Raw genomic sequence first — 23,928 nt, forward strand, 5'->3', positions numbered from 1 at the left:
CAAGAGGAACGGAGTGAAGGCCGATGGGCGGCACAGGCGTTATCGACCGGTTCCTCGAAGTCTTTACCAGCTACATCGACAGCGGCTTCGGGCTGCTGGGCAGCGAAGTGGGCTTCCTGGCCGCCACCCTCGCCGCCATCGACCTGACGCTGGCCGCGCTGTTCTGGGCGTGGGGCCGGGACGAGGATGTCATCGCCCGCCTCGTCAAGAAGACCCTGTTCATCGGTGTCTTCGCCTACCTCATCGGTAATTGGAACAGTCTCTCCCGCATCGTGTTCGAGAGCTTCGCCGGCCTTGGCCTGAAGGCTTCCGGCACCGGCCTGTCGGCGGCGGATTTTCTGCGACCGGGGCGGGTTGCCCAGGTCGGTCTCGATGCCGGACGGCCCCTCCTGGAGTCGATTTCGGGACTGATGGGCTACATCAGCTTCTTCGAGAACTTCATCCAGATCGTGGTGCTGCTGTTCGCCTGGATTGTGGTGCTGCTCGCCTTCTTCATTCTTGCCGTCCAGCTCTTCATCACCCTGATCGAGTTCAAGCTGACGACGCTCGCCGGTTTCGTGCTGATTCCCTTCGGCCTCTTCAGCAAGACGGCCTTTCTGGCTGAGCGCGTTCTGGGCAACGTGGTGTCCTCCGGCGTGAAGGTGCTGGTGTTGGCGGTCATCGTCGGGATCGGCTCGACGCTCTTCTCTCAGTTCACCTCGGGCACTGGTGCCCAGCCCTCCATCGAGGACGCCATGGCGCTGGTGCTGGCCTCCCTGGCCCTGCTGGGCCTCGGCATCTTCGGGCCCGGCATCGCCAACGGCATCGTCTCGGGCGGACCCCAGCTGGGGGCCGGTGCGGCGGTGGGTGCCGGGCTGGCGGCCGGTGGGCTTGCCGCCGCAGGCGGGGCCCTCGCCACCGGCGGTGCGAGCGCGCTGGGCGGTGCCGCGGGCGGGGCCGCCCGGGGAACTGCCGCCCTGGCAGGTGGCGCCGCGACTGCCTACCGCGCCGGCGGTCTTTCCGGCGTGACCGCGTCGGGCGCATCCGCCGCGACCAGCCCGCTCCGCCGGGCGGCCGAAAGCGTTTCGAGCAGCTTCGCAGCCGGCGGGCGCACCGCTGCCGGCGGTGCCGAGACCGGCGCTGCGGCGGCTCCGCCGGACGCACCGCCCGCCTGGGCGCGGCGCATGAGGCGGAGCCAGGCCGCAAGCCACGGCGCTTCCGCCGCAACCCACGCCGTCCGGTCCGGCGATCACGGCGGTGGCGGCGCCTCCATCGACCTTTCTGAAGGGAACCATTGATGTTCAAGCGTTCGTCCGTTCGTTACGGCCACACACCTGTGCCGGAGACGCCCTACCAGAAGGCCGCGCAGGTCTGGGACGACAGGATCGGTTCCGCGCGCGTGCAGGCCAGGAACTGGCGCTTGATGGCGTTCGGCTGCCTCGTGCTGTCGGCCGGTCTGGCAACAGCACTCGTCTGGCAAGCCACCCGAGGGACGATCACGCCCTGGGTTGTCCAGGTTGACAGGCTCGGCCAGGCGCAGGCGATCGCGCCGGCCGACGCCTCCTATCGGCCGACCGATCCACAGATCGCCTTTCATCTTGCGCGTTTCATCGAGGACGTGCGCGGCCTGCCATCCGACGCGGTCGTGCTGCGCCAGGGCTGGCTGCGGGCGTACGAGTTCACGACGGATCGCGGCGCCGCAGCCTTGAACGACTATGCCCGCCGCGCCGATCCTTTCGCCAGCCTCGGCAAGATGCAGGTCTCCGTCGAGGTCTCGAGTGTCATCAGGGCATCGCCGGACAGCTTCCGGGTGGCCTGGACCGAGCGACGCTACGAAAGCGGCCAGCTCGCCGCCACCGAGCGCTGGACCGCCATCCTGACCATCGTGATCGAGACGCCGCGCGACGCCGATCGCCTGCGCAAGAATCCGCTCGGGGTTTTCGTCAACGCCATCAGCTGGTCGAAGGAGCTCGCACAATGAGGTACCGCAGCGTGCGGCCAGCCATCTTCGCCTCCCTGCTGGCGATCACCGGATGCGCGTCCACCAAGCCGCCGCAGATCAGTTACGACGAGAGCGTGCCGCCGCTTCCGGTGTTCTCCGCGCCTGCCGAGGATCCGCCGCCGCGGCCTCTGCACGTTCCACCGGCCTGGACGCCGGCGCGCGGAGGACCCGGCGATGCGAGAGATCCGGTGGCGCGCGTCGAGGCTGCCAATGGCGCCGCGCGGGTTGAGCCACGCCGCGAGGGCTACTTCAACGCCGTGCAGGTGTTTCCGTACAGCCCGGGCGCCCTCTATCAGGTCTACGTCGCGCCGGGACAGGTCACCGATATCGCTCTGGAGCCCGGCGAACAACTGACCGGCTCAGGTCCGGTGGCGGCCGGCGACACGGTACGCTGGATCATTGGCGACACGGAGAGCGGTAACGGCGATACGCGTCGGGTCCATATCCTGGTCAAGCCGACCCGGCCTGCCATCGAGACCAACCTTGTGGTGAACACCGACCGGCGCACCTATCTCATTGAGTTGCGAGCTCACGAGCGGCCTTACATGCCATCGGTCGCCTGGTTCTACCCGGAGAGCCGAGGCAAGAGCCTTCGCGCTCTGCCGCCGGTGCCGGTTCTCCCTGAGATCGCCCAGCGCCGGTACCGATACTCGATCGAGGGTGACAAGCCGCCCTGGCGTCCGGTCAATGCCTACGACGATGGGCGCAAGGCCTATGTCGAGTTCTCGCCCGGCATCGTGCAGGGCGAGATGCCGCCTCTCTTCGTCGTCGGCGCGGACGGCAAGCCGGAGCTCGTCAACTCCCGTGCATACGCCAACGTCCTGATCGTCGACCGCCTGTTTGCCGCGGCCGAATTGCGACTGGGCGGCGAGAGCCAGTCGATCGTCCGGATCGTGCGCACGGACGGAAGGCCGCAACGATGACCGATCAGTCGCTGTCGGATTCCACACAATCGACGACCGCTCAGCCCTTTAGGCTTCGTTCGGAGGGCCCTCGTGTCACTCGTCTGTCGCGCACTGTGCTGATTGGCGGAACGGCGCTGGGCCTGATCCTGGTCTGCGGCGCTGTGCTGTGGGCTTTGCAGAGCAACCGGCTGCGTGGCGTCGCGCCGCAAGAACTCTACACCACCGACCGGCCGCGCGTGGCTGACGGTCTGTCGGCGCTGCCGCGCGACTACACCGGCGTTCCTCGGGATGTCCCCCCTCTCGGACCGCCGCTGCCGGGCGACCTCGGCCGGCCGATCGTGGCAGCCCAAGGTCAGCCCACCTCCTCATCGTCCGACGCCGAGCAACAGCGCCGGGCTCAGGAGGCGGAAGCCGCGCGCGTCAGCCGCCTGTTCGCTCCCGGCAATCGCCAGACGCAGCCTGGTGCCGCAAGTATTCCCCCATCTCAGCCATCAATTTCGGCAGCGGCGTCGGCGACAGATGAAGCCTCGATCCAGAATGGACAGGACCGCAAGCTCGCCTTCATGAATGCGCCTGTCGATCGGAAGACGACGAGTCCCGATCGTCTGGTGCGGCCCGCTTCACCGTTTGTGCTGCAGGCTGGCGCCGTCATTCCCGCGGCCCTCGTCACCGGCCTTCGATCAGACCTGCCGGGACAGATCACCGCGCAGGTGACAGAGAACGTCTATGACACGCCAACTGGTGGTGCGTTGCTGATTCCTCAAGGGGCACGGCTGATCGGCGTCTACGACAGCCAGGTTGCCTTCGGGCAGTCGCGACTCCTTCTGGTCTGGACACGGTTGATCTTGCCCAATGGCTATTCGATCGTGCTCGAACAACAGCCCGGGGCCGATTCCAGCGGGCAGGCCGGTCTGGAAGACGGTGTCGACCACCACTGGGGATCCTTGTTCAAGGCCGCCCTTCTTTCCACCATCCTGGCGGTCGGCACCGAACTGGGCTCGGACCAGAACGACAGCAATATCGTCCGTGCCTTGCGCCGTGGTGCGGGCGACACGCTGAATCAGGCCGGGCAGCAAGTGGTGCGGCGCAACCTCAACATCCAGCCGACCCTGACCATCCGTCCTGGTTATCCGGTCCGGGTGATCGTGACGCGCGATCTCGTGATTCAGCCTTATCGAGGATAGGAGAAACGTCATGTCCAAGCTCAAGCTCGGCGCCATCCTGGACGAGAAGCCTGTAAAGCTGACGGTGGACTTGCCGGCGGCGATCCACCGCGATCTCACTGTCTACGCGGAGGCGCTTGGTCGCGAAACAGATCAAACGATTGATCCCGCAAAGCTCGTAGGGCCGATGTTAGCCCGGTTCATGTCGGCTGATCGAGCCTTTGCCAAAGCGCGGCGTTCGGCAAAAGTTTCGGCGCAGAAAGTGGACGCTAGGTGAGGGTGGTTGGATGGTGTGTTTGTCGGAGCGTGTCCAGAAACCGGGCGAGCGCAGGGTTTCGGTTCTGCTCCTCCCAGCACGCCGAGAACGTGATGTGGCTCGGACCCGACGCATCGCGAATTTCGCGAAAGCGGACGCCGGTATAGGCAAGACTGGTCCATGACTCGAAATGAACGCTGACATGAAGTCCTGCTTCCACCATCCCGAGAACCTTCTCATTGCTGGCGTCCCAGGTCTCGATCCTGGGGGTATCACCCGGCGCTGCGAGTTTCCTGAGGATCAGGTTGCGAAGATCAAGACCCGGATCCCATTGGCTTAGAAGAAATGTCTCGTCTTTGAGATCACTCCAATCGATGACCTCGCTGTTGGAGAGCGGGTGCCGCGAAGACAGGGCCGCAACAATGCGCTCTGACCACAAAGACATCGAAGGTCCGCTATGTTGCCGTGCCTCGCCGACCATGATGGCGATGTCCACATCTCCCGATCCGAGTGCCGTTATGAGCTGAGCCGGAGATCGTTCGGTAACCTGCATGGCGACTTCGGGAAATGACCTGATGTGATCTGCCAAGACCGAGCGTACCTTGCTGGCAGATACAGCCGTCCCGAAGCCTACTTTGAATACACCGGCTTCCCCACGATCGGCCAACTGCGAAGCCTTGATCATGTCGTCTATTTCTTCGAACAGACGGCGGGCCGCTTGTGCCATGCTCGCGCCAGCCGGGGTAAGGTGCACTCCTCCACTGGAGCGCTCGAATAGCGAAACGCCGACTTGATCTTCAAGGTGGCGAACGCGACGGCTCAATGCCGATTGTTTGAGGTTGAGAGCCGCCGCAGCTTGTCGGAAGCTCCCGTGCTCGGCAGCAGCGATAACGCTGCGGAGCGAACCAAGATCGAGACTCATATTCCGACCATGTGTGTAGTTGCAGGATTTGAGTAAGAGGCTCCCAGTGCGTATCGGTAGCTCCTCTTACTCGGTGAATCCTGGCGCGGTGATTTCCATCAGCACACATTTTTGCAATCTCGGCAGATTCGTCGCTGGCAAGCGTCCGCAGAGTTCGGCAACTACGGACATGAGCACGGTCATCTTTGCATGCACGTTGGAGTGCGCCCTTGGTGCTGGACAAGATCAGGCGGCAGTTTTGACCGTGGACGGGGCGTGTTGATCCTCAAAGTGGTTCGGGCTGACGTAGCCGAGTGCGGAGTGCAATCGTCGGGCGTTATAGACCTCCTCAATGAAACGCGGAACGTCGGTTGCGACGTCGTCGAAGGTCTCGTAGGCCATCAAGTAAACGGTCTCGACCTTCAACGTCTTCATGAAGCTTTCGGCTTTGGCATTGTCGTAGGGATTACCGCGGCGTCCCATCGAACCGATCAAGCCGTGGCGAGCCAGGATCTTCCGGTAGGCCTCGGCAGCGTATTGCGAGCCGCGATCGGAATGGTGAATGCATCCGCGCGGCGGTCGACGGCGAGCGATGGCGATCTTGAGGGCTGCGATCGCCAGCCTGGCGTCAATTGATCGGCTTATCGCATAGCCCACGACCTTGCGCGACCAAGCATCCAGGATGATCGCGACATAGACGAAGCCGACCTCTATCGCGACATACGTGATGTCTGCGACCCAGAGCTGGTTCGGGCCGTCCGGCACCAGCTTCCTGGCGCGGTTGGGAAAGATCGGATGGTCATGATCGCTGTCGGTCGTCGCCACGTATCGCCGCCGGTGCCGTGGATTCAGGTTGTTTTCGCGCATCAGGCGGCGGACCTTCTTGGCATTCACTACCAATCCACGATGGCGCAGTTCCGCAGTCATCCGACGATAGCCGTAGGCCTCGAATTCGTCGGCGATTGCCTGCATCTCGCCAACGATCTTCCCGTCGTCCGGCCTGTCGGCAGCCAGCGCATAGAAGCTGGAGCGTGAGATCCCCATCAGTCGGCATCCTTGCGCGACAGAGATGCCGGCGGGCCGGTGATCACGGATGTAGTCGCGCTTCTCGTCGAGCGAGCGGAGCGCATCTCCTTTTTTAGAAACTCGAGCTCGAGCGCCTGGCGACCGACCAGCCGTTCGAGGGCGGCGATCCGGGCCTCCTGTTCCTGAAGCAGCTCGGCGGCCTTGGCGTCGTCGTCAAAGGCGCCGGCCTCGTACTTGGTGACCCAGATCCGGATCAGGTTCCGGGCGATGTCGTGGCGCTTGGCAAGTCCATGAAGGGTCTCGCCGCCGATGAATTCCTGCGCCACCTGGCGCTTGAACTCGATACTGTGGGAACGGTGTCTGGGCATTGGCTTCCATCCTTCGAAAGCCTCGCTCACGGGTCAATCCTGAGGCCCCGACCTGTCCAGCCTCAGGGGCGCACTCCACGTGGCTGTTCACTTTTGGAGCCAGTTGATTGCACCTCCACTTGCCTTGCTCGGACGGCGAAGCCTTAATCGCGTCAGTCATCGGCGGGTCCGCAGGCTTCGGAACGCTATCGGGAGTGGTCCTGGCGGGACTCTACCCCGCACGACAGCGGCGCCGATGAGCGAAGGAGCCACACGGCATATCGCGACCGGTGAGGGCGCGAATCCCCTCGGGTGACGTTGGCTACACGGTATCGGCAATGGCGAATATGCGCCTGATTGGAGGTTCGATGCCCTAGAAACGACGGGTTGATCCTCTCGGAGATCTCCGCATGGAGGCGAGGTACACTTAGGTGCTCGACCAAAGTCAGGCCGTCGAATACCCGTCGGCTTGGGAAAGGAAGGCGATCCGCAATTTCTCGTGCCTGCCGTCGAGCGCCGCGTCTTTCCATCGCCAATCGATTCCATCCCGAAAACTCGGGGCCTCGATTAGCAAACGCTCTGAAACGACCAAAGATGCATCAAGAGAGCGGCAGAGGCGTTCGAGTCGCTCGGCCACATTGACGGCATCGCCAAACACGGTGAACTCCGCGTGAGTTCCGCTTTCGAGTACGCCGCCGATGACGGACCCGACATGTAGCCCAATTCCTGCCTTGAGAGCGGCACTCCCTTTGCTTAGACGCGCCTTCCTCCACTGCTCAAGTGAGCTGCTCAAAGCCAAACCGCACTTCACTGCTCTCGCTGAATCGTCCAGCGATGTTTTCGGATGACCAAACACCGCCATCACGCCGTCCCCGATAAATTTGTCAACGGTGCCGCCACACTCGAACACGGCCTCCGTCACAACTTGCCGATACTCTGACAGAAGCGCGGCCATCGCTTCGGGCTCGGAGGCTTCAGTCAACCGAGTGAAAGAGCGGAGATCGACAAACATTATGGCTGCCCTCCTGCGAGTAAGCGCAAGAGCGGCATCGTTGCTCTGCAACTCGGCGACAAGGCTTGGCGAAAAAAACCTGGCCAACATTCGGCGCCGGCCTTCGCTCCCTAACGCTTCGGCGAGCGCTACGTTGTGCTCCTTTGTCAGAAGGTAGCAGACGAAGCCCGCGAAAGTGAACGCAGCAGCGAGCGCCCCCTCGACGCCAAACGTCGACCACTCGCTGTGGGCCATCGGGTGCAATTTCGCATGAATGACAAGCGTGATCGCGAGCAGCAATAGCCAGCCTATGAGCACTACGGCAGAAAAGAGGACGACGAGACCAGGCTTCAGCCGCAATGCCGCGTGAGTCAGCAGCAAGAATCCGACTGCCAGAGTGGGCGCTGTCAGACTGTGGTCGAAGTCTTGGCCGGGAGCGAAAAGATGCTCGTGGAACAGGGCCACGACCAGCAGCGCATCTACAACAACGAATGCGGTCGTCGACCATGCTGGGCCGCGGCGTGTCAAAGCAAGTATGAGCGCGACAATTGTCGCCACACTGTAGCCTGCAATCACTTGACCATGGACGAGCACACTGTCGCCATGTCCGCTTGCCAAGAGATTGAGTACCAGGACACCAAGCACGAGTAGCCGCAACCAGGCGGAGCGCCTCTCGCGTCGCCACCGACGCTCCTTAAGGGAGAGGCCAATTTCGTTCCTGGCGGGGTTGGCCGCTACCATTAGAATCGCAATGCTCTGAGCCTCAGCGCGTTGGCAATGACGCTGAACGAGGACAGTGCCATCGCCGCCGCTGCAATGATTGGCGAGAGAAGAATGCCGAATGCCGGGTAAAGCAGCCCTGCCGCGATCGGTACACCTGCCGCATTATAGATGAAGGCGAAGAACAGATTTTGGCGGATATTTCGCATCGTTGCTTCGGACAGTCGACGGGCACGCACGATGCCCATCAGATCGCCCTTGAGCAGGGTCACACCCGCACTCTCGATTGCCACGTCTGTGCCAGTGCCCATGGCGATACCTACGTCGGCCGCCACCAGTGCCGGCGCATCGTTCACTCCATCGCCCGCCATGGCAACGACGCGACCTTCGGCACGCAACCTCTCGACCACTGCGCTTTTCTGTTCAGGAAGTACGTCCGCTTCGACTTCGGTAATGCCGAGGCGGCGTGCCACGGCTTCTGCCGTCGTGCGGTTGTCTCCGGTCAGCATGACGATGCGGATCTTCTCGGCCGTTAGTGCTCGCACCGCCTCAAGCGTCGTTGGCTTCACGGGATCGGCAATGGCGAAGATAGCCGCGGCCTTGCCATCGACGGCGAGGAAGATTGCAGTTGCTCCCTCATGCCGAAGGCGTTCCGCTTCAGCCGCCAGGCTGGCGGTGTCGACACCCCCTTCTGCCAGGAATTTCGCATTTCCGAGGGCGATTTTGCGACCACTCACGGTGCCGGTCACGCCCTTGCCGGTGGGCGAGTCGAAGTCACTTACCTCGGACAACGCCAGCTTCCGGTCGGCGGCTTCATTGACAATGGCCAACGCGAGCGGATGCTCGCTGGCTTTCTCGACACTGGCGGCTAGCGCCAGCGCCGCGTTTTCGGTGAAATCTGCCGCCGGCACGATCGCCACAATCTTCGGCTTGCCCTCGGTCAGAGTGCCGGTCTTGTCGACGACCAAAGTGTCGATCCGCTCCATGCGTTCCAGCGCCTCGGCATTCTTGATCAATACGCCAGCCTGCGCGCCGCGTCCGACGCCAACCATGATCGACATGGGGGTGGCGAGGCCCAATGCGCACGGGCAGGCAATGATGAGGACTGCAACGGCTGCAACCAGGCCGAAGGCGAACCGCGGTTCTGGCCCGAAGATGGACCATGCGACGAATGCGGCGACCGCGACGGCGATGACAACGGGGACGAAGTAGCCGGAGACCTGATCAGCCAGCCTCTGGATCGGTGCGCGGCTACGCTGCGCATCTGCAACCATCTGGACGATGCGGGCCAGCATGGTGTCCCGCCCGACCTTGTCGGCACGCATGACAAGACCACCGGTCGTGTTGAGTGTCCCGGCGATGAGCCGACCGCCTGTCTCCTTTGTAACGGGCATCGATTCACCGGTGACCATCGATTCATCGATCGCCGATCGGCCGCTTACGACTTCTCCGTCGACAGGAACCTTCTCGCCAGGCCTCACGCGCAAGCGGTCGCCAACGGCGATCAGGTCGAGCGATACGATCTCGTCCGTCCCATCGTCTTTCAGGCGCTGCGCCGTTTTCGGAGCGAGGTCGAGCAGGGCCTTGATCGCGCTCGAGGTTTGAGCGCGCGCCCGCAACTCGAGCACTTGGCCCAGCAAAACGAGAACTGTGATGACCGCTGCGGCCTCGAAGTAGACGGCAACCGAGCCGTCGGCGCCTCGGAAGGCGGCAGGGAACAGCCCAGGGGCGAGGACGGCGAAGACGCTGTAGCCCCATGCCACGCCAGTGCCCATGGCGATCAGCGTGAACATATTGAGATTGCGGGTTACGAGCGACTGCCAGCCGCGCACGAAAAACGGCCAGCCGGCCCACAGCACAACCGGGCTGGCGAGCAGCAGTTGTATCCAGTTCGACGTCTTCTGCCCGAGGAGCATATGCAGCGACGTGAGGTGTCCCCCCATTTCCAGCGCGACCACTGGCAGGCTCAGCGCGAGGCCAATCCACATACGCCGCGACATGTCGATCAGCTCGTGGTTCGGCCCGTCGTCGAGCGAGACCTCCGCAGGCTCCAGTGCCATGCCGCAGATCGGGCAGCTTCCCGGCCCGATCTGCTGGATTTCCGGATGCATGGGGCAGGTGAAGACGGTGCCGGGCGCGACAGGTGCTTGCGGTGCGGCTTTGTCCGGCTTCAAGTACCGGTCCGGTTCGGCCGTAAACTTCTGCAGGCACTTGGGACTGCAGAAGTAGTGCGTATGCCCCTCGTGCTCGGCGGTGTGTTTGGCCGTGGCGATCTTTACCTTCATGCCGCAGACGGGATCTATCGCCGTCTGTGGCTCGCCGGGCTGGTGAGAGGGATGATCGTGATGATGGGCGTGTCCGCCGCTGCAGCAATCGTGTTTCATGCTTGCCAACATATACCGTACGGGGGTATAGTGCAAGGCATGGACAGTAAAATCAAGAAGTCGCAACTCGCCCGCCTCGGCCGTATCGAAGGCCAGGTGCGCGGTATCGCCCGGATGATCGAGGAAGAGCGCTACTGTATCGACGTGCTGAACCAGCTTCGTGCGGTTCGTGCCGCTCTGAACAAGGTCGAGCAGGAGACGCTCGGTGACCATCTTCAACATTGTGTCGCCCATGCGTTCCACGCCGGATCGGAGAAGGACCGTAAGGACAAGATCGAGGAGATCCTCGAAGTGCTCGACAGTCGTCGCCACTGACGACCTCTCGATTCCGTAGATTGACAACTCGTCCAACGCTGATCATCTATATCGTCATGACCGCCGCCCTTTCCTTTCGGAAACTCGCACAAGCAGTTCTGCTTGCGCTTGTGGCGTGGGTGGTCACCGCTGGCGTCGCGTCGGCCCACGGTGGTCATGTCGGCGCAGAATTGCGTCCGCCAGTCGAAGCCGAAGCATCCCTGCCGAAATCTCAGAACGAAGACCCCGCGGTATCCGCGACTAGTCTCCCGGAAACACCTGAGGCGCTCGGCGATCACGGCGGAAGCTCCTGCCCGAGCGGAGCTCCGACGAAGCACGCTGGAAACTGCTGCACGGTCGCCTGCCATGCGGCCATGGCCACGCCTGTCATTGGCGTTTTGCCTGGCCCCATTACCGCGTCGCTTCTTCTGTTTCCGCTGAGCGACTTGCTCGAGGGCTGCTGCGGCGACCGTTCCGAGCGTCCTCCCAGACTCGTCTGACCGCGTTCGCGCCTTCGGCGCGTGTCCGGTCTTGAGTCTATCGCCGGCTCAATAGTTCCAGACACCTGACCTGCGCGAACGCCAGAAGCTCGCCGCCGCTCGGCGCGATGCTTGTTTCTTCGCGTTCACGTCAATTTCGTTTGGGTAGTTGCCATGAAACTCCTGGTTCCATCCATGCTCGCGCTTGGAGTGGCTGCTTGTTCCGCTTCGCCTTTGCCCGAGTTGTCTCCTGCCGACGCATCCAGCCCCGATGCTCCCACTGTGGTCGCGCCGTACCAGCCGGTAATGTCCGGCACTGCTCCGTATGCCCCCGTCGGGCTGAAGCCCTGGCGGGAACTCAATGACCGCGTCGCCCCCGGCGCCGCCCGGTCCCAATGAACCTCGTCCCGAGATCAATAGCCGTGGTCCTCGTCGGCCTCCTGGCCGCGGGCTGCGCAAAGTTCACGGAGGATGGTGGCATGGCGCCGGTCACGGACAGCGTCCGCAAGGAAACCGGTCGCGACGCCGTCAAGCTGTCCTCGCCGGAGGACTTGCGCCGCGCCCGCGAGCGCGTCCAGGCTCTCCTGGCAGAGCCCCTAACCGAGGATACCGCCGTCCAGGTCGCGTTGCTCAATAATCGCGGGCTACAGGCGGCGTACAACGATCTCGGAATCTCCGAAGCGGAGTATGTCCAGACGAGCTTGCCGCCCAATCCTGCACTCACCTTGGGTTCCACGTTCGGAAGCCCAGGAAACTTTGCCGAGATCGGCTTCCAGCTTGTCGGCAACCTGCTCGCCATTGCGACGTTGCCGCGGCGCACGGAGATCGCCAAGCGCGAGTTCGAGGAAGCGCGCTATCGCGCGGTCGCGACGACGCTCAGCCTGACCGTAGACGTCCGCCGGGCCTATGTCCGCGCCATAGCCGCGCAACAGAGACTGGCGTTGCTCGAACAGGCCCGTCAAACCGCCGACGCATCCGCACAAATGATGAGACAGCTCGGTGAGACCGGCGCCGCCAACAAGCTCGATCAGGCGCGGGTCTCGGCCTTCTACGCCGACCTCAGCGCCCAGGTAGCGCAGGCTCGACTGCACGTTGCCGGAACGCGCGAGGCCCTGAACCGCATGCTTGGTCTTTGGGGCTCCGATCTTGCCTACAAGCTTCCGCCACGACTGCCCGCATTGCCTGCCGCGGCGGACATGCTCGCAGATGTCGAGGTCGAAGCCATGCGGCGGCGGGTCGATCTCATCATCCTGCGCTATGAGATCGTGACTCTGGCAAAGTCGGTCGGTTTCGTGGATGCGACGCGCTACATGTCGTTCCTCGAGCTCGGCCTCGGCTATCGGAACGAGGCCGAGAGCAACGAAGCGGGCGAACGATCCACCAAGAATCGCTACGGCCTCGACCTCGGCATCGTCATCCCCATCTTCGACAGGGGCGAAGCGCGGGTTACTGCGGCTCGGGAGACCTACATGCGGGCGATCAATCGTCTGATCGAGCGCTCCGTCAACGCACGCTCAGAAGCGCGTGTGGCTTACACAACCTACCGGGCGACGCACGAGATTGCCCGCTACTACCAGACCCGCATCCTGCCACTGCGTCGGCAGATCTCGGCGGAGGTGTTGCTCCGCTACAACGGCATGCTGGTCGACGTATTCGAGCTCCTCATCGAGGAGCGGGAACGCATCACCGCCAACGTGGCATCGCTCGATGCGCTGCGTGACTACCATCTCGCAGTCGCCGACCTGCAGGCAGCTCTCATCGTCGGCGGCCTCGTGCCACCGTCCGGCGTGATCAACACGACGCCTCCACCCGAAACCATTCCTCTTGGACTCTAGAAAGGAGAAAGACATGAGCCTCTCCAGACGCGATCTCGTCGGGGCCTCGGGCCTCGCCCTGATTGGCGCTGCCGCCGTCAGCGGCCGCGTCCAGGCGCAATCGATCCCGGAAGCGCCGACGACCACAACCAACACCATGCAGCCGCCCCTTCATCCCACGAGCGGACCTGACTACCAGCCTGTCGTGACCCTGAATGGCTGGACCCTGCCATGGCGGCAAAACGGGGACTGGAAGGAGTTCCATCTCGTCGCCGAACCGGTCGAGCGCGAAATGGCACCGGGCATGATCGCCCGGTTGTGGGGCTATAACGGCCAGAGTCCAGGTCCGACCATCGAGGCGGTCGAAGGCGACAAGGTCCGCATCTTCGTAACCAACAAGTTGCCCGAGCACACGACCATTCACTGGCATGGCCAGCTCCTGCCCTGCGGCATGGACGGTGTCGGTGGGCTCAACCAGCCGCACATCAAGCCCGGACAGACCTTCGTCTACGAGTATCAGCTCATGAAGAGCGGTACCTTCATGTACCACCCTCACGCCGACGAGATGGTGCAAATGGCGATGGGCATGATGGGCTTCTTCGTTGTCCATCCCCGCGATCCCAAGCTGCACCGGGTCGACCGCGACTTCGTGTTTCTGCTGAATGCCTACGACATCGATCCGGGCAATTACGTACCAAAGGTCGCGGAGATGACCGCGTTCAATATGTGGTCGTGGAACAGCCGCGTCTTCCCCGGCATCGATCCGTTGGTGATCGCCAAGGGCGACCGCGTGCGGGTGCGCGTCGGCAACCTCACCATGACCAACCATCCGATCCACATGCATGGCTACGATTTCGAGGTGACATGTACCGATGGGGGCTGGGTGCGACCGGAGGCACGCTGGCCCGAAGTCACGATCGACATTCCCGTGGGCGGAATGCGGGCCTACGAGTTCGACGCAATCTATCCCGGCGATTGGGCCATTCACTGCCACAAATCGCACCACACCATGAACGCGATGGGCCACGACATCCGCACCTTCATCGGCGTCGACAAGAAGCAGTTCTCGAAACAGATGCGACGCATGGTGCCGGAGTACATGGCCATGGGGTCGGCCGGCATGGCGGACATGGGCGAGATGGAGATGCCGCTGCCCGACAATACGCTGCCCATGATGACCGGTTTCGCGCAGTTCGGCGCCGTCGAGATGGGCGGCATGTTCTCGGTGGTCAAAGTGCGCGAGGGACTGGCCTCCGGCGACTACAAGGATCCCGGCTGGTACCAGAATCCACCCGGGACCGTTGCGTATGAATGGAAGGGGCCTGCACCCGCCACGACGCGTGCGGCGAAGCCAGTCCCTCCTGCCAAGCCTGGCGCCACGCTTCAGGTCGTCAAGCCGACCTCACACGGCTCTCACAAGTAGGCTCAACTGAAGGAGGTATCGATGAAGCTCAAGCGTCTCACTACCGTGGCAATCGCAGCCAGCCTGATCTCTGTCACGACACAGGCGGCTCCGGGGCACAAACCCGGCGAAGGACACAGCCACGCGGACGACACCGACTACGGCAAGCCGGGGGATCCGAAGAAGCCGGCCCGCATTGTCCAGATCGTGTTTCGCGAGGACGACGGGAAGATGCTGTTCCTGCCGGACAAGCTGAAGTTCAAGAAGGGCGAGCAGGTACGTTTCCAGCTCCGCAACAATGGGGCGATCGATCACGAGTTCGTCGTTGGTACGGTCGAGGAAAACCTCAAGCACATGAAGGACATGGAGAAGAACCCCGACATGGAGCATGACGATCCCAATGCGAAGCGCCTGAAGCCGAAGGCAACCGGCGAAATCCTCTGGCAGTTCACCAAGGCGGGTACGTTCGACTTCTCCTGCCTCATTCCCGGACATCGTCAAGCCGGCATGTTCGGCACCATCGTCGTCGAGTAATTAGTCCACGCCCAAGGAGAACCAAATGTTGAAGAAGACTCTATTCGGTGCATTCGCCTTGTCCCTGGTTTCGCTGACTGCGCTGGCGGACGGCAACATGGTTAAGGCGGAAGTCGTGAAGGTCGACAAGCCGGCCGGCAAAATGACCCTCAAGCATGGTCCCATCAAGAATCTCGACATGGAGTCCATGACCATGGTGTTCCGAGTCGCCGATCCCTCGATGCTCGACAAGGTGAAGGCCGGCGACAAGATCGAGTTCGAGGCGGATCGCGTCAACGGTGCGATCACAGTAACCAAGATCGGCAAGGGACACTAACGCGACGTCGAGAGTAATCCATGAAGCGGGTTCTGTTGCTATTGTGTCTTGCAGCGACAGCTGTTTTGAGCGCGGAATCGTCGGCGCGTGCTGACGATTCTGAACTGCAGGCCACGCTGGCCAGGCTCAACTGCGTGCCAGCAAAGATCGCTGTCACGGAAGTTTCTGGCGCCATTACGGTCTACACCGTGACCTGCAAAGGAAGCCGCAAGGAGATTGACGTGTTGTGCTTGAGCAACGCCTGTCAGACGCAACCTCGGTTGCGTCCGGACGACGACAGGTAGGATCGTGTCGCGGCACAGTCGATTCCGGAGGAAAGCCGCGGGCCGGAGTGTCGCTGGTATGAAGCCAGCACTCCCGCGGCTTCAGCGAGCATCCCTCGTCGTGGTGGCTGTCGGCTTGGTGGCGATTGCTGTCGGTACAGCGTTCTATCTCTTCGCGAGCGATGTGCCTCGCATCGACCCTGCAAATGCGAATCAGGTCGAGCGGGGGAGACGTTTGTATGTCGCCGCATGCGCGAGCTGTCACGGCTCATCGCTGGAGGGGCAACCGAACTGGCAACGTCGCCTTCCGAATGGGCGCCTGCCGGCGCCGCCTCACGACGAAACCGGGCACACTTGGCACCATTCGGATGCATTTTTGATGCGGATAACGCAACTCGGTCCCGCTGCCTACCCTGAAGGGTATCTGACCGATATGCCCGCCTTCGGGAATACTCTCTCCGAAAGGGACATCGCTGCGATTCTGGCATACATCAAGAGCCAGTGGCCGCCCGATATCAGGGCCCGACAGAGTCGTCAGAATGCTGCGCGGTGATGGGGCCCTAGCAGATCACGGTGTCGCTCGATCAACCGGGATTTCAACAGGAGATGACGCTCGACAATGAGGACAACTAAGGAATTGCCTCTTTCAACCACAATCGGCTCGTAGGCCACACACAACTACGATGCTGGGACTCCGGGTGATGACTGGTGACATGTAACCTCCAGCATCAACGTAGCAAAGTACTTCTGAGAAGCAGATACTCTGAGGCGTTGACGACGAATGTAGACTATCAAGACTTTTTTGCTGGGGGGTGCAGTGTCGCGTGCGGGCCAATCCGGCAGTTGGCCCCCGTCGCATTTGCGTCGTCGATTATGCCATCAGCGCCTGCGGTAAAGGTGATCATGCATCGTTGTGCCTGGAAGATGACCTGCGACTTCGGTCCGGTGATGGCCTGATTGACGATCAAGTAACCGATCACGCGACCACCGTCGGGCATTGCGTCGTCATGATGAGGCTTCCCCCATGCTTGGATCAAATGCTGTGAGCTGTGCCCGACCCAGTCTCTTACATTGAGGTCCTGGACACGCCCGGAAGACATCGGCCCACACGAGGTCACGAACCCCATGGCTGCGAGGGCTGCGATACCGTGAAACTTCATGAGATTCTCCTCGTCAACTCAATGCAGTCGGCAAGCACCATGCTCATCCCTCGGGCCGACTATTGCCTCGACGCAGAAGTATTGTTTTGATCCAGGTCAATCTGCCGCACGGATATTCACGCCCAACAGAAAGGGGCCGCTTGGTACCTGAGACATGCAGATGGTCACTGCATGTCTATGGAGGTTGTCTTGGCGGTTGATGCCGACTTGCTTGCGGTTTCACCTCCGATCGTCAGCACCGCCTGGAGGTCGATGGCGGCGAGCAGGAAGTCGCGTCGCGCGTCGAGCGACGCCGCATTTGCCGCGATGCGTACGCGCGTGTCGGTGAGGTACTTGAATAGATCGACCCTCAGGCCTTCACCGGCGAGGACGCCGGTGGTGTAGCGCAGCATGATTTCCTTCGAGACGCGCTGACGCAACGGTAACACGCGGTCGCGCCAGGAGCGCGCGATATCGTAAGTGGCGCGGTAGGTCTCGTAGGCAACGCGCGCTTCGGAACGAGCGTCGACGGCCTGGCCGGCCAGGAGATTCAGCGCGCGCATATAGGCTTCACGTGCTGTGCGCGTGCGAGCCTCGCCGGTATCGAAGATCGGGATCTGGAGGTCGACCTGGCCGCCGCCGCGGTTGATGGCAGTGTCGAAGTTGGTCAGCGGGTTTGCCGTCTCGTTGTTGAAGATCCCCGCCAGTTGAAGCATGGAGACGTAGCGGGTGGCTTCGGTGAGCGAAAGTGACTTGGCCAGGGCGGTAACTTCGCGGCGCGCGATCTCGAGGTCTACCCGACGCTTGATCGCCTCGACCTCGACATCGTTCAAGCTGTCCAGTGACAGCGGCAGGGGCGGTAGTTCCCGAGGCAGCCTGAAGTCCAAGCCAGCTCCGGAAAGGCCAAGCAACCTCGCGAGTGCCTCGTGATCGCGATGGGCCTGCAGCTTTGCCTGTGCGACGCGCGTGCCGATCTCGGCCCGGAATGCAGCGATTTCGGCCTGGTCGAGTTGGTCGCCGCCACCAGCTTCGCCCATGCCAGCGATCAGTCGGGCGGCCGCGTCGGCGGTGGCGCGGGTCTGCTCCAGAAAGTCGACCTGCTGCCGTGAGGCGATGGCACGTACATGGGCGCGGCGTGTGTCCGCCGCGAGGCGCAATGTCGCCTCGATCGCCCGGTAGCGCGCCTGTCCGAAGCGCTCGGCGGCAATCGCAGTACGCCTGGGTAGAGTGATCAAGCTCAGAATATCCCCGATGAGCCGGACCTCGAAGTTCGCGACGCCGGTGCCGGCGATCCTCATCAGGGACAGCGCCGGGTTGGGCGGGAGGCTGGCTTGGACGTACGCCGCCTCGGAAATCCCGAGTTCGTTGTAGACAGCCTGGAGCGTGCGGTTGTTCAGAAGCGCGACCTGCACGGCCTGCTCGGCGGATAGTGTCCCGGCCAGCAGGGCCGTCACCTTCTCACGGGCGCGCCCGGCCTGCGCGTCGGTCGAGATCTTGACCACCTCCTTGCCGATCTGCTGCTGAACGCTATGGGCAACGTCGGTCATGCCACCGTCGGCTGAAAATTGCGCGCAGCCTGCGAGCAAGACCGCAACGGCCGCAAAGGACAGGTATCTCATGCGTGCGCCCCCCGATCGACCGCAGGTGCGAGCGGAAGGTGCCAGCCCTTGACCAGCGCGTAGAGTGCCGGGATCACCAGCAGGGTGAGCAGGGTCGAACTCACCATGCCGCCGATCATCGGCACGGCGATGCGTTGCATTACTTCCGAGCCGGTGCCGGTGCTCCACAGGATCGGCAGCAATCCCGCCATGATGGCGGTCACCGTCATCATCTTTGGCCGCACGCGTTCGACGGCGCCTTCGATGATGGCGGCCCGCAGGTCCGAGCGGTCCAGCGGCCGGCCTTCGGCCTCGCGGCGTCGCTGCCGTTCCTTCAGGGCTTGGTCGAGATAGATCAGCATCACCACGCCAGTTTCGGCAGCGACGCCGGCCAGGGCGATGAAGCCCACGGCCACGGCCACGCTCATGTTGAAGCCCATCCACCACACGAACCAGAAGCCGCCGACCAGAGAGAAGGGCAGCGACAGCATGACGATCAGCGTCTCGGTCAGGCGCCGGAAGTTGAGATAGAGCAGCACCAGGATCAGCAGCAGCGTGGCCGGCACGACGATCTGCAGCCGGGCCTCGGCCCGCTCGAGGAACTCGAACTGGCCGCTCCAGATCGCGTACGAGCCGGGCGGAAACTTCACATTCTCCTGCACGGCGCGCCGGGCATCGGCGACATAGCTGCCGAGATCGCGGTCGCGATAGTCGACGAAGACATAGACCGCGAGCTGGGCGTTCTCGGTGCGGATCGTGGTCGGCCCCTGGTTCACCTTCACCTCGGCGAGCTGGCCGAGCGGGATCATGCCGCCGCGCATGGTCGAGACCAGCACGTCGGAGGCGATGGTCCGCGGGTCGGAGCGCAGGTCGCGCGGATAGCGGACGTTGACGGTGTAGCGTTCGCGTCCCTCGACCGTGGTGGTCACCGCCTCGCCGCCCAGCGCGCTCGACACCGCCTGCTGCAGATCCTCGGTCAGCACGCCGTATTGTGCCAGCCGCGCGCGGTCGGGCACGATGTCGAGAAAAGAGCCGCCCGTGACCCGCTCGGCGAAGGCGCTGGTGGTGCCGGGCACAGTGCGGACCGCCGCCTCGACCTGGCGGGCGAGTGTTTCCAGTTCGCCGAGGTCGCGGCCCAGCAGCTTGATGCCGACGGGCGTACGGATGCCCGTGGCCAGCATGTCGGTGCGGGCCTTGATCGGCATGGTCCAGGAATTGCTGACGCCGGGGAACTGCAACGCCCGGTCCAACTCGGCGATCAATCCATCGACGTTCATGCCCGGCCGCCACTGCGATCGTGGCTTGAGATTGATCACCGTTTCAAACATTTCCAGCGGGGCGGGATCGGTGGCGGTTCCGGCACGACCGCTCTTGCCGTAAACCGAGGCCACCTCGGGGAACGAGCGGATAATCTTGTCCTGGGTCTGCAGCAGCTCGGCCGACTTGGTGACCGAGAGGCCCGGCAGCGTCGTCGGCATGTAGAACAGCGTGCCTTCGTCGAGCGCGGGCATGAATTCGGTGCCCAGCTTCATCGCCGGCCACGCCGTCGCACCCAGCGCGGCAAGTGCGACCGCGATCGTGACCAAGCGCGCCTTCAATACCAGATGGATTGCCGGGCGATAGAGCCAGATCAGTGCCCGGTTCACCGGATTGCGATGCTCCGGCAGGATACGACCGCGTACGAACAGCAGCATCAATGCCGGCACGAGGGTGATCGACAGCAATGCCGCCGCCGCCATCGCCAGACTCTTGGTCCAGGCGAGCGGCTTGAACATCCGCCCTTCTTGGGCCTCCAGTGCGAAGATCGGCAAGAACGACACGGTGATAACCAGTAGGCTGAAGAACAACGCCGGTCCGACCTCGACGGCAGCCTCGACGATCGCCTCGGCCCGCGACTGGCCCGGCTTCAGGCGCTCCAGGTGCTTGTGGGCGTTCTCGATCATGACGATGGCTGCATCGATCATGGCGCCGATGGCGATGGCGATGCCGCCGAGACTCATGATGTTGGAACCGATCCCCAGCACGTGCATCGCGGCGAACGCCATCAGGATGCCGACCGGCAGGGTGATGATCGCCACCAGCGCCGAGCGCACATGCAACAGGAACACGAAGCAGACGAGCGCCACGACGATGCTCTCTTCGATTAGCGTATGGACCAGGGTCTCGATGGCGCGATAGATCAGATTGGAACGGTCGTAGACCGGCTCGATGCGGACGCCCTCGGGCAGGCCCGACGCGAGTTCCTTTATCTTGGCCTTCACATTGGCGATCACGTCGAGCGCGTTCTGGCCGAAGCGCTGCAGAACGACGCCGCTCACCACTTCGCCCTCGCCGTCGAGTTCGGTGACGCCGCGCCGCTCGTCGGGGCCGAACTCGACGCGCGCAACGTCGCGCAGCAGCACCGGCACCGGCCCGTCGGCGCGCAGGACGATTTGCTCGAGATCGGCGATGCTCTTGATGTAGCCGCGGCCCCGCACCATGAATTCGGTCTCGGCCATCTCGACGACCCTGCCGCCGACCTCGCGATTGCTGGCGCGGATCGCCGAGTTAACGCGCGCCAGCGGCACGCCGAAGCCGCGCAGCTTCACTGGGTCGACCACGACGTTGTATTGCCGCACGAAGCCGCCGACGCTTGCCACCTCGGCCACGCCCTCAGCCTTGGCGAGGCCGAAGCGGATGTACCAATCCTGCAGCGAGCGCAACTCGGCCAGGGAACGGTTGGCACCGACCACGACGTATTGATAGACCCAGCCAACGCCGGTGGCGTCCGGCCCCAGCGTCGGCCGGACGTCGGCCGGCAGCTTCTGGGCGCCGGAATTGAGATATTCCAGTACGCGGCTGCGCGCCCAGTAGATGTCGGTGCCGTCCTCGAAGATCACATAGACGAACGACACGCCGAAGAACGAGAAACCGCGCACAGCCCTGCTGCGAGGCACCGCAAGCATGGCAGTCGTCAGCGGATAGGTGACCTGGTCCTCGACCACCTGCGGCGCCTGGCCCGGCATCTCGGTGTAGACGATCACCTGAATGTCGGAGAGATCGGGGATGGCGTCGAGCGAGATGCGGCCGATCGCATAGAGTCCGCCGCCGGTAAGGGCGAGGGTGGCCATGAAGACCAGCAGCAGGTTGCGCCCGGACCAGCGAATGATCCCGGCGATCATTTGCCGCCCCCAGCGGTGAACGCCGCAAGCGCGGCTCGCAGGTTGCTTTCGGCGTCGATCAGGAAAGTGGCAGAGGTGACGACGCGTTCGCCGGGCTCAAGACCTCCCAACACCTGGACGTAGCCCGGCACCCGGGCGCCGAACTTCACCGGCCGAGGCTCGTAGCGGCCTTCGCCGCGCTCGACCAACACGATCTGCCGCTTGCCGCTGTCGATCATTGCCGACTCCGGCACGGCCACCCACCGGCCGGGGATCGGTGCCTCGATTTCCGCGGTAGCTGCCATGTCTGCACGCAGGAGCCCGTCGCTATTGGCGACCTCGATGCGCAGGCGTGCCGTGCGGCTGTCCTTCCCGACGCCGGGATAGATGAATGTGACGCGGCCGGCAAAGGGCCGGTTGGGCCACGCGTTCACTGTGACCATGGCCATGTCGCCGACTTTGACGAAAGCGAGATCCTGCTCGTAGACCTCGGCCAGCACCCACATCACCGACGTATCTACGATACGGAACAGGGTATCGCCGGGCTGGTAGCGCATGCCCTTGACCGCCATCTTCTCGATCACCGTCCCGGCTGTCGGCGCGGGCACCGCAATGGTGCGTGGTGGGCGCTCGCCGCGGCGCAGCTTTTCCAGATCGCTTTCGGGGTAGTCGAGGTTGCGCAGGCGGTTGTCGGCGCTGCCTTGAGTGCCGCGCGACAGCACGAACTCCTGCTGCAGGACGTTCAGTTCGGGGCTGTAGACCTCGAACAGCTTCTGTCCCGGGGTCACGGCATCGCCGGTGGCGCTGACATATAGCTTCTCGATCCAGCCGCCGAATCGGGGCGCAATCACCGTCTGGCGACGCTCGTCGTACTGCACGGTAGCAAAGGCGCGCACGACGCGGGCGAGCGTCTGCTCCTCGACCGCCTCGCTGCGCACGCCCAGCCGTTGTACGCGGTCGAGGCTCACCTTGACGATGTTGCTGTCTTCTGACGAGCCCTCCTCCTCGCAGACGGGAATGTAGTCCATCTGCATCGAGTCTTTCTTCGGTACGGGCGAGGTGTCGGGCGCGCCCATTGGATTGCGGTAGTACTTGACCTTGCCGCCGCAAGGTCCGGTCGGCGCGGGCGCCTCGGATGAGGACGAGGCGACGCTCGCGGTCAATAGCTGCGCGCCGTTCAGCCACAGCACGATGCCGGCCCCAGCGGCGGCACCGGCCAGGGCCGCGACAAATGCAACCGCGAATCCGCGACCGGCCTTTCGGCCTTCGATGTTCGACATGAGTAGGATCCCTTCCGACAGCCGTAGTGCACCCGACGAGGCTCACCTGCGGCAGCACGCGACGTTCAAGCGACGGTCAGAAGATCAGGCGCGGTGGAAAGGGATCGGGGGGTGGTGACAGGCCTGTCAACAGCGCCGGGTGGGCGGCGCCGAAACACTCTTTGGCTGCAGGTGACGAGGTCAGGAATGCCGCTACCCCGAGGGACGGCGCAGCCCCTATGCATACGTTCAAGCAGCCAGCGGTCGGGGCATGGCAGGGCATGCTGTCGCAATCGTCGCACTGCGTGCAGGGCATGTCGGCGGCAACGCGCGCCGATGCGGTGGCAACGGTCATCACGCAACCAGCCAGCACAGCAAGGCAGCCAAGGAGGGCAGCGAGGGCGCGAAGACGCTCCATGTCACAATGATGCGCCACTGACAGCAACGTGCCAAGGGCAGCTTGATCACAGGCCCGTCATCACGCTACCGCTACCGCATCTATCGAACATTGCCGCCGACTGCTCCCATGTTGGGGAGTGCGTCATCTCGCAGTCCATCGACTTGGGGATTGCGCTGTCGGTGATGCATTGGACGCCATTTCTGGGGCTAGTATTCCGTAGCCTCGGTAGTGCTTGTGGAGGCTCGTCGCCTCGACTGTGGTCGAACGGTTGGTCAGCAAGTAGTTGGGCATCGCTCGGCGGAACTGCACGCGTAGCATAAGGTTGATATGTCGATGATGTTGCGCGAGCTATCGAGATAGCTGGGTGTTGAGTCTGGCAATTGACGGACTGGATCGAGCGTCAGCACGGTCAATTTCTGCTCGCAGCGGACAGCCGAAATTCTCCAGAAGACCTCATTCGCTTCCCGCACTACCTCATCTACGATGCAGCCCCGTGTATTCGAGAGGCGGATGGGCCAACTTGTGCCAGCGTGAATGGTCTACCGGTGCCGCTCTCGAGTTGCAGACGACTTACGCGGCAGCTTGGAGAAGCAAGTTGAGCTGGTTGCACTCCCCC

The 23,928-nt window shown here is 63.2% G+C and carries 21 protein-coding genes; 12 read left to right on the forward strand and 9 right to left on the reverse strand.

Going from position 1 to position 23,928, the window contains the following annotated elements; translation table 11 throughout:
* The first annotated feature begins 23 nt into the window (after window positions 1-23).
* From trbL to KIT25_02780, 5 genes are read left to right on the forward strand one after another with little or no spacing between them, the layout of a single operon-like run.
* The gene (gene trbL, locus KIT25_02760; GenBank protein UYN95882.1) at window positions 24-1,277 is read left to right on the forward strand and encodes a P-type conjugative transfer protein TrbL; all 1,254 of its coding nucleotides are present in this window, start codon (window positions 24-26) and stop codon (window positions 1,275-1,277) included.
* Complete coding sequence (locus KIT25_02765; GenBank protein ID UYN95883.1) at window positions 1,277-1,960, forward strand: conjugal transfer protein TrbF; 684 nt, start codon at window positions 1,277-1,279, stop codon at window positions 1,958-1,960. The genes trbL and KIT25_02765 overlap by 1 nt, the downstream gene beginning before the upstream one ends.
* Window positions 1,957-2,904 carry a P-type conjugative transfer protein TrbG gene (trbG, locus tag KIT25_02770; GenBank protein ID UYN95884.1) on the forward strand — a complete coding sequence of 316 codons (948 nt, stop codon included), beginning with the start codon at window positions 1,957-1,959 and terminating at the stop codon, window positions 2,902-2,904. Before KIT25_02765 ends, trbG begins: the two co-directional genes overlap by 4 nt.
* On the forward strand, window positions 2,901-4,070 hold the full coding sequence (locus KIT25_02775; protein ID UYN95885.1) for a TrbI/VirB10 family protein: 1,170 nt from the start codon (window positions 2,901-2,903) through the stop codon (window positions 4,068-4,070). The genes trbG and KIT25_02775 overlap by 4 nt, the downstream gene beginning before the upstream one ends.
* 10 nt (window positions 4,071-4,080) lie before the next feature.
* On the forward strand, window positions 4,081-4,326 hold the full coding sequence (locus KIT25_02780) for a DUF2274 domain-containing protein (protein UYN95886.1): 246 nt from the start codon (window positions 4,081-4,083) through the stop codon (window positions 4,324-4,326).
* Here the strand turns inward: KIT25_02780 and KIT25_02785 are convergent.
* From KIT25_02785 to KIT25_02805, 5 genes are all read right to left on the reverse strand, one after another.
* A complete protein-coding gene (locus KIT25_02785; protein ID UYN95887.1) occupies window positions 4,319-5,227 on the reverse strand; it encodes a LysR family transcriptional regulator in 909 nt (302 codons plus the stop codon). The two genes, KIT25_02780 and KIT25_02785, sit on opposite strands and share 8 nt — an antisense overlap.
* 225 nt (window positions 5,228-5,452) lie before the next feature.
* Entirely contained in the window at window positions 5,453-6,301 is an 849-nt protein-coding gene (locus KIT25_02790) for an IS3 family transposase (protein UYN97805.1), read from the reverse strand.
* The gene (locus KIT25_02795) at window positions 6,250-6,600 is read right to left on the reverse strand and encodes a transposase (GenBank protein ID UYN95888.1); all 351 of its coding nucleotides are present in this window, start codon (window positions 6,598-6,600) and stop codon (window positions 6,250-6,252) included. The genes KIT25_02790 and KIT25_02795 overlap by 52 nt, the downstream gene beginning before the upstream one ends.
* 424 nt (window positions 6,601-7,024) lie before the next feature.
* A complete protein-coding gene (locus tag KIT25_02800; GenBank protein UYN95889.1) occupies window positions 7,025-8,215 on the reverse strand; it encodes an adenylate/guanylate cyclase domain-containing protein in 1,191 nt (396 codons plus the stop codon).
* A gap of 95 nt (window positions 8,216-8,310) precedes the next feature.
* Window positions 8,311-10,686, reverse strand: a complete 2,376-nt coding sequence (locus KIT25_02805) for a heavy metal translocating P-type ATPase (protein UYN95890.1) — start codon at window positions 10,684-10,686, stop codon at window positions 8,311-8,313.
* 27 nt (window positions 10,687-10,713) lie between these two features.
* Here KIT25_02805 and KIT25_02810 point away from each other — a divergent pair, with 27 nt between their 5' ends.
* From KIT25_02810 to KIT25_02840, 7 genes are all read left to right on the forward strand, one after another.
* Window positions 10,714-10,989: a metal-sensitive transcriptional regulator gene (locus KIT25_02810; GenBank protein UYN95891.1), complete on the forward strand. Its 276-nt coding sequence runs from the start codon at window positions 10,714-10,716 to the stop codon at window positions 10,987-10,989.
* A 937-nt stretch (window positions 10,990-11,926) separates the two neighbouring features.
* Window positions 11,927-13,282, forward strand: a complete 1,356-nt coding sequence (locus KIT25_02815; protein UYN95892.1) for a TolC family protein — start codon at window positions 11,927-11,929, stop codon at window positions 13,280-13,282.
* 13 nt (window positions 13,283-13,295) lie between these two features.
* Entirely contained in the window at window positions 13,296-14,684 is a 1,389-nt protein-coding gene (locus tag KIT25_02820; protein UYN95893.1) for a copper oxidase, read from the forward strand.
* A 21-nt stretch (window positions 14,685-14,705) separates the two neighbouring features.
* The gene (locus KIT25_02825) at window positions 14,706-15,197 is read left to right on the forward strand and encodes a cupredoxin family protein (GenBank protein UYN95894.1); all 492 of its coding nucleotides are present in this window, start codon (window positions 14,706-14,708) and stop codon (window positions 15,195-15,197) included.
* Between the two features lie 25 nt (window positions 15,198-15,222).
* Window positions 15,223-15,513 carry a copper-binding protein gene (locus tag KIT25_02830; protein UYN95895.1) on the forward strand — a complete coding sequence of 97 codons (291 nt, stop codon included), beginning with the start codon at window positions 15,223-15,225 and terminating at the stop codon, window positions 15,511-15,513.
* A gap of 20 nt (window positions 15,514-15,533) precedes the next feature.
* Window positions 15,534-15,797, forward strand: a complete 264-nt coding sequence (locus KIT25_02835) for a hypothetical protein (GenBank protein ID UYN95896.1) — start codon at window positions 15,534-15,536, stop codon at window positions 15,795-15,797.
* 58 nt (window positions 15,798-15,855) lie between these two features.
* On the forward strand, window positions 15,856-16,329 hold the full coding sequence (locus KIT25_02840) for a cytochrome c (protein UYN95897.1): 474 nt from the start codon (window positions 15,856-15,858) through the stop codon (window positions 16,327-16,329).
* A gap of 238 nt (window positions 16,330-16,567) precedes the next feature.
* Here KIT25_02840 and KIT25_02845 read toward each other — a convergent pair whose 3' ends face one another.
* From KIT25_02845 to KIT25_02860, 4 genes are all read right to left on the reverse strand, one after another.
* On the reverse strand, window positions 16,568-16,936 hold the full coding sequence (locus tag KIT25_02845) for a hypothetical protein (protein ID UYN95898.1): 369 nt from the start codon (window positions 16,934-16,936) through the stop codon (window positions 16,568-16,570).
* 164 nt (window positions 16,937-17,100) lie between these two features.
* Window positions 17,101-18,534 (reverse strand): TolC family protein, encoded by a 1,434-nt coding sequence (locus KIT25_02850; protein ID UYN95899.1) that lies wholly within the window; start codon window positions 18,532-18,534, stop codon window positions 17,101-17,103.
* Window positions 18,531-21,674 carry an efflux RND transporter permease subunit gene (locus tag KIT25_02855; GenBank protein ID UYN95900.1) on the reverse strand — a complete coding sequence of 1,048 codons (3,144 nt, stop codon included), beginning with the start codon at window positions 21,672-21,674 and terminating at the stop codon, window positions 18,531-18,533. The genes KIT25_02850 and KIT25_02855 overlap by 4 nt, the downstream gene beginning before the upstream one ends.
* A complete protein-coding gene (locus tag KIT25_02860; protein ID UYN95901.1) occupies window positions 21,671-22,933 on the reverse strand; it encodes an efflux RND transporter periplasmic adaptor subunit in 1,263 nt (420 codons plus the stop codon). Before KIT25_02860 ends, KIT25_02855 begins: the two co-directional genes overlap by 4 nt.
* Window positions 22,934-23,928: the final 995 nt, after the last annotated feature.

It is taken from the genome of Enhydrobacter sp., from assembly GCA_025808875.1.
Lineage (GTDB): Bacteria > Pseudomonadota > Alphaproteobacteria > Reyranellales > Reyranellaceae > Reyranella.

What these genes read in the sequence shown, in the direction of transcription:
- trbL (UYN95882.1), top strand. Translation starts at nt 24, where the DNA reads ATGGGCGGCACAGGCGTTATCGACCGGTTCCTCGAAGTCTTTACCAGC.
- KIT25_02765 (UYN95883.1), top strand. Translation starts at nt 1,277, where the DNA reads ATGTTCAAGCGTTCGTCCGTTCGTTACGGCCACACACCTGTGCCGGAG.
- trbG (UYN95884.1), top strand. Translation starts at nt 1,957, where the DNA reads ATGAGGTACCGCAGCGTGCGGCCAGCCATCTTCGCCTCCCTGCTGGCG.
- KIT25_02775 (UYN95885.1), top strand. Translation starts at nt 2,901, where the DNA reads ATGACCGATCAGTCGCTGTCGGATTCCACACAATCGACGACCGCTCAG.
- KIT25_02780 (UYN95886.1), top strand. Translation starts at nt 4,081, where the DNA reads ATGTCCAAGCTCAAGCTCGGCGCCATCCTGGACGAGAAGCCTGTAAAG.
- KIT25_02785 (UYN95887.1), bottom strand. Translation starts at nt 5,227, where the DNA reads ATGAGTCTCGATCTTGGTTCGCTCCGCAGCGTTATCGCTGCTGCCGAG.
- KIT25_02795 (UYN95888.1), bottom strand. Translation starts at nt 6,600, where the DNA reads ATGCCCAGACACCGTTCCCACAGTATCGAGTTCAAGCGCCAGGTGGCG.
- KIT25_02805 (UYN95890.1), bottom strand. Translation starts at nt 10,686, where the DNA reads ATGTTGGCAAGCATGAAACACGATTGCTGCAGCGGCGGACACGCCCAT.
- KIT25_02810 (UYN95891.1), top strand. Translation starts at nt 10,714, where the DNA reads ATGGACAGTAAAATCAAGAAGTCGCAACTCGCCCGCCTCGGCCGTATC.
- KIT25_02815 (UYN95892.1), top strand. Translation starts at nt 11,927, where the DNA reads ATGGCGCCGGTCACGGACAGCGTCCGCAAGGAAACCGGTCGCGACGCC.
- KIT25_02820 (UYN95893.1), top strand. Translation starts at nt 13,296, where the DNA reads ATGAGCCTCTCCAGACGCGATCTCGTCGGGGCCTCGGGCCTCGCCCTG.
- KIT25_02825 (UYN95894.1), top strand. Translation starts at nt 14,706, where the DNA reads ATGAAGCTCAAGCGTCTCACTACCGTGGCAATCGCAGCCAGCCTGATC.
- KIT25_02830 (UYN95895.1), top strand. Translation starts at nt 15,223, where the DNA reads ATGTTGAAGAAGACTCTATTCGGTGCATTCGCCTTGTCCCTGGTTTCG.
- KIT25_02835 (UYN95896.1), top strand. Translation starts at nt 15,534, where the DNA reads ATGAAGCGGGTTCTGTTGCTATTGTGTCTTGCAGCGACAGCTGTTTTG.
- KIT25_02840 (UYN95897.1), top strand. Translation starts at nt 15,856, where the DNA reads ATGAAGCCAGCACTCCCGCGGCTTCAGCGAGCATCCCTCGTCGTGGTG.
- KIT25_02845 (UYN95898.1), bottom strand. Translation starts at nt 16,936, where the DNA reads ATGAAGTTTCACGGTATCGCAGCCCTCGCAGCCATGGGGTTCGTGACC.
- KIT25_02850 (UYN95899.1), bottom strand. Translation starts at nt 18,534, where the DNA reads ATGAGATACCTGTCCTTTGCGGCCGTTGCGGTCTTGCTCGCAGGCTGC.
- KIT25_02855 (UYN95900.1), bottom strand. Translation starts at nt 21,674, where the DNA reads ATGATCGCCGGGATCATTCGCTGGTCCGGGCGCAACCTGCTGCTGGTC.
- KIT25_02860 (UYN95901.1), bottom strand. Translation starts at nt 22,933, where the DNA reads ATGTCGAACATCGAAGGCCGAAAGGCCGGTCGCGGATTCGCGGTTGCA.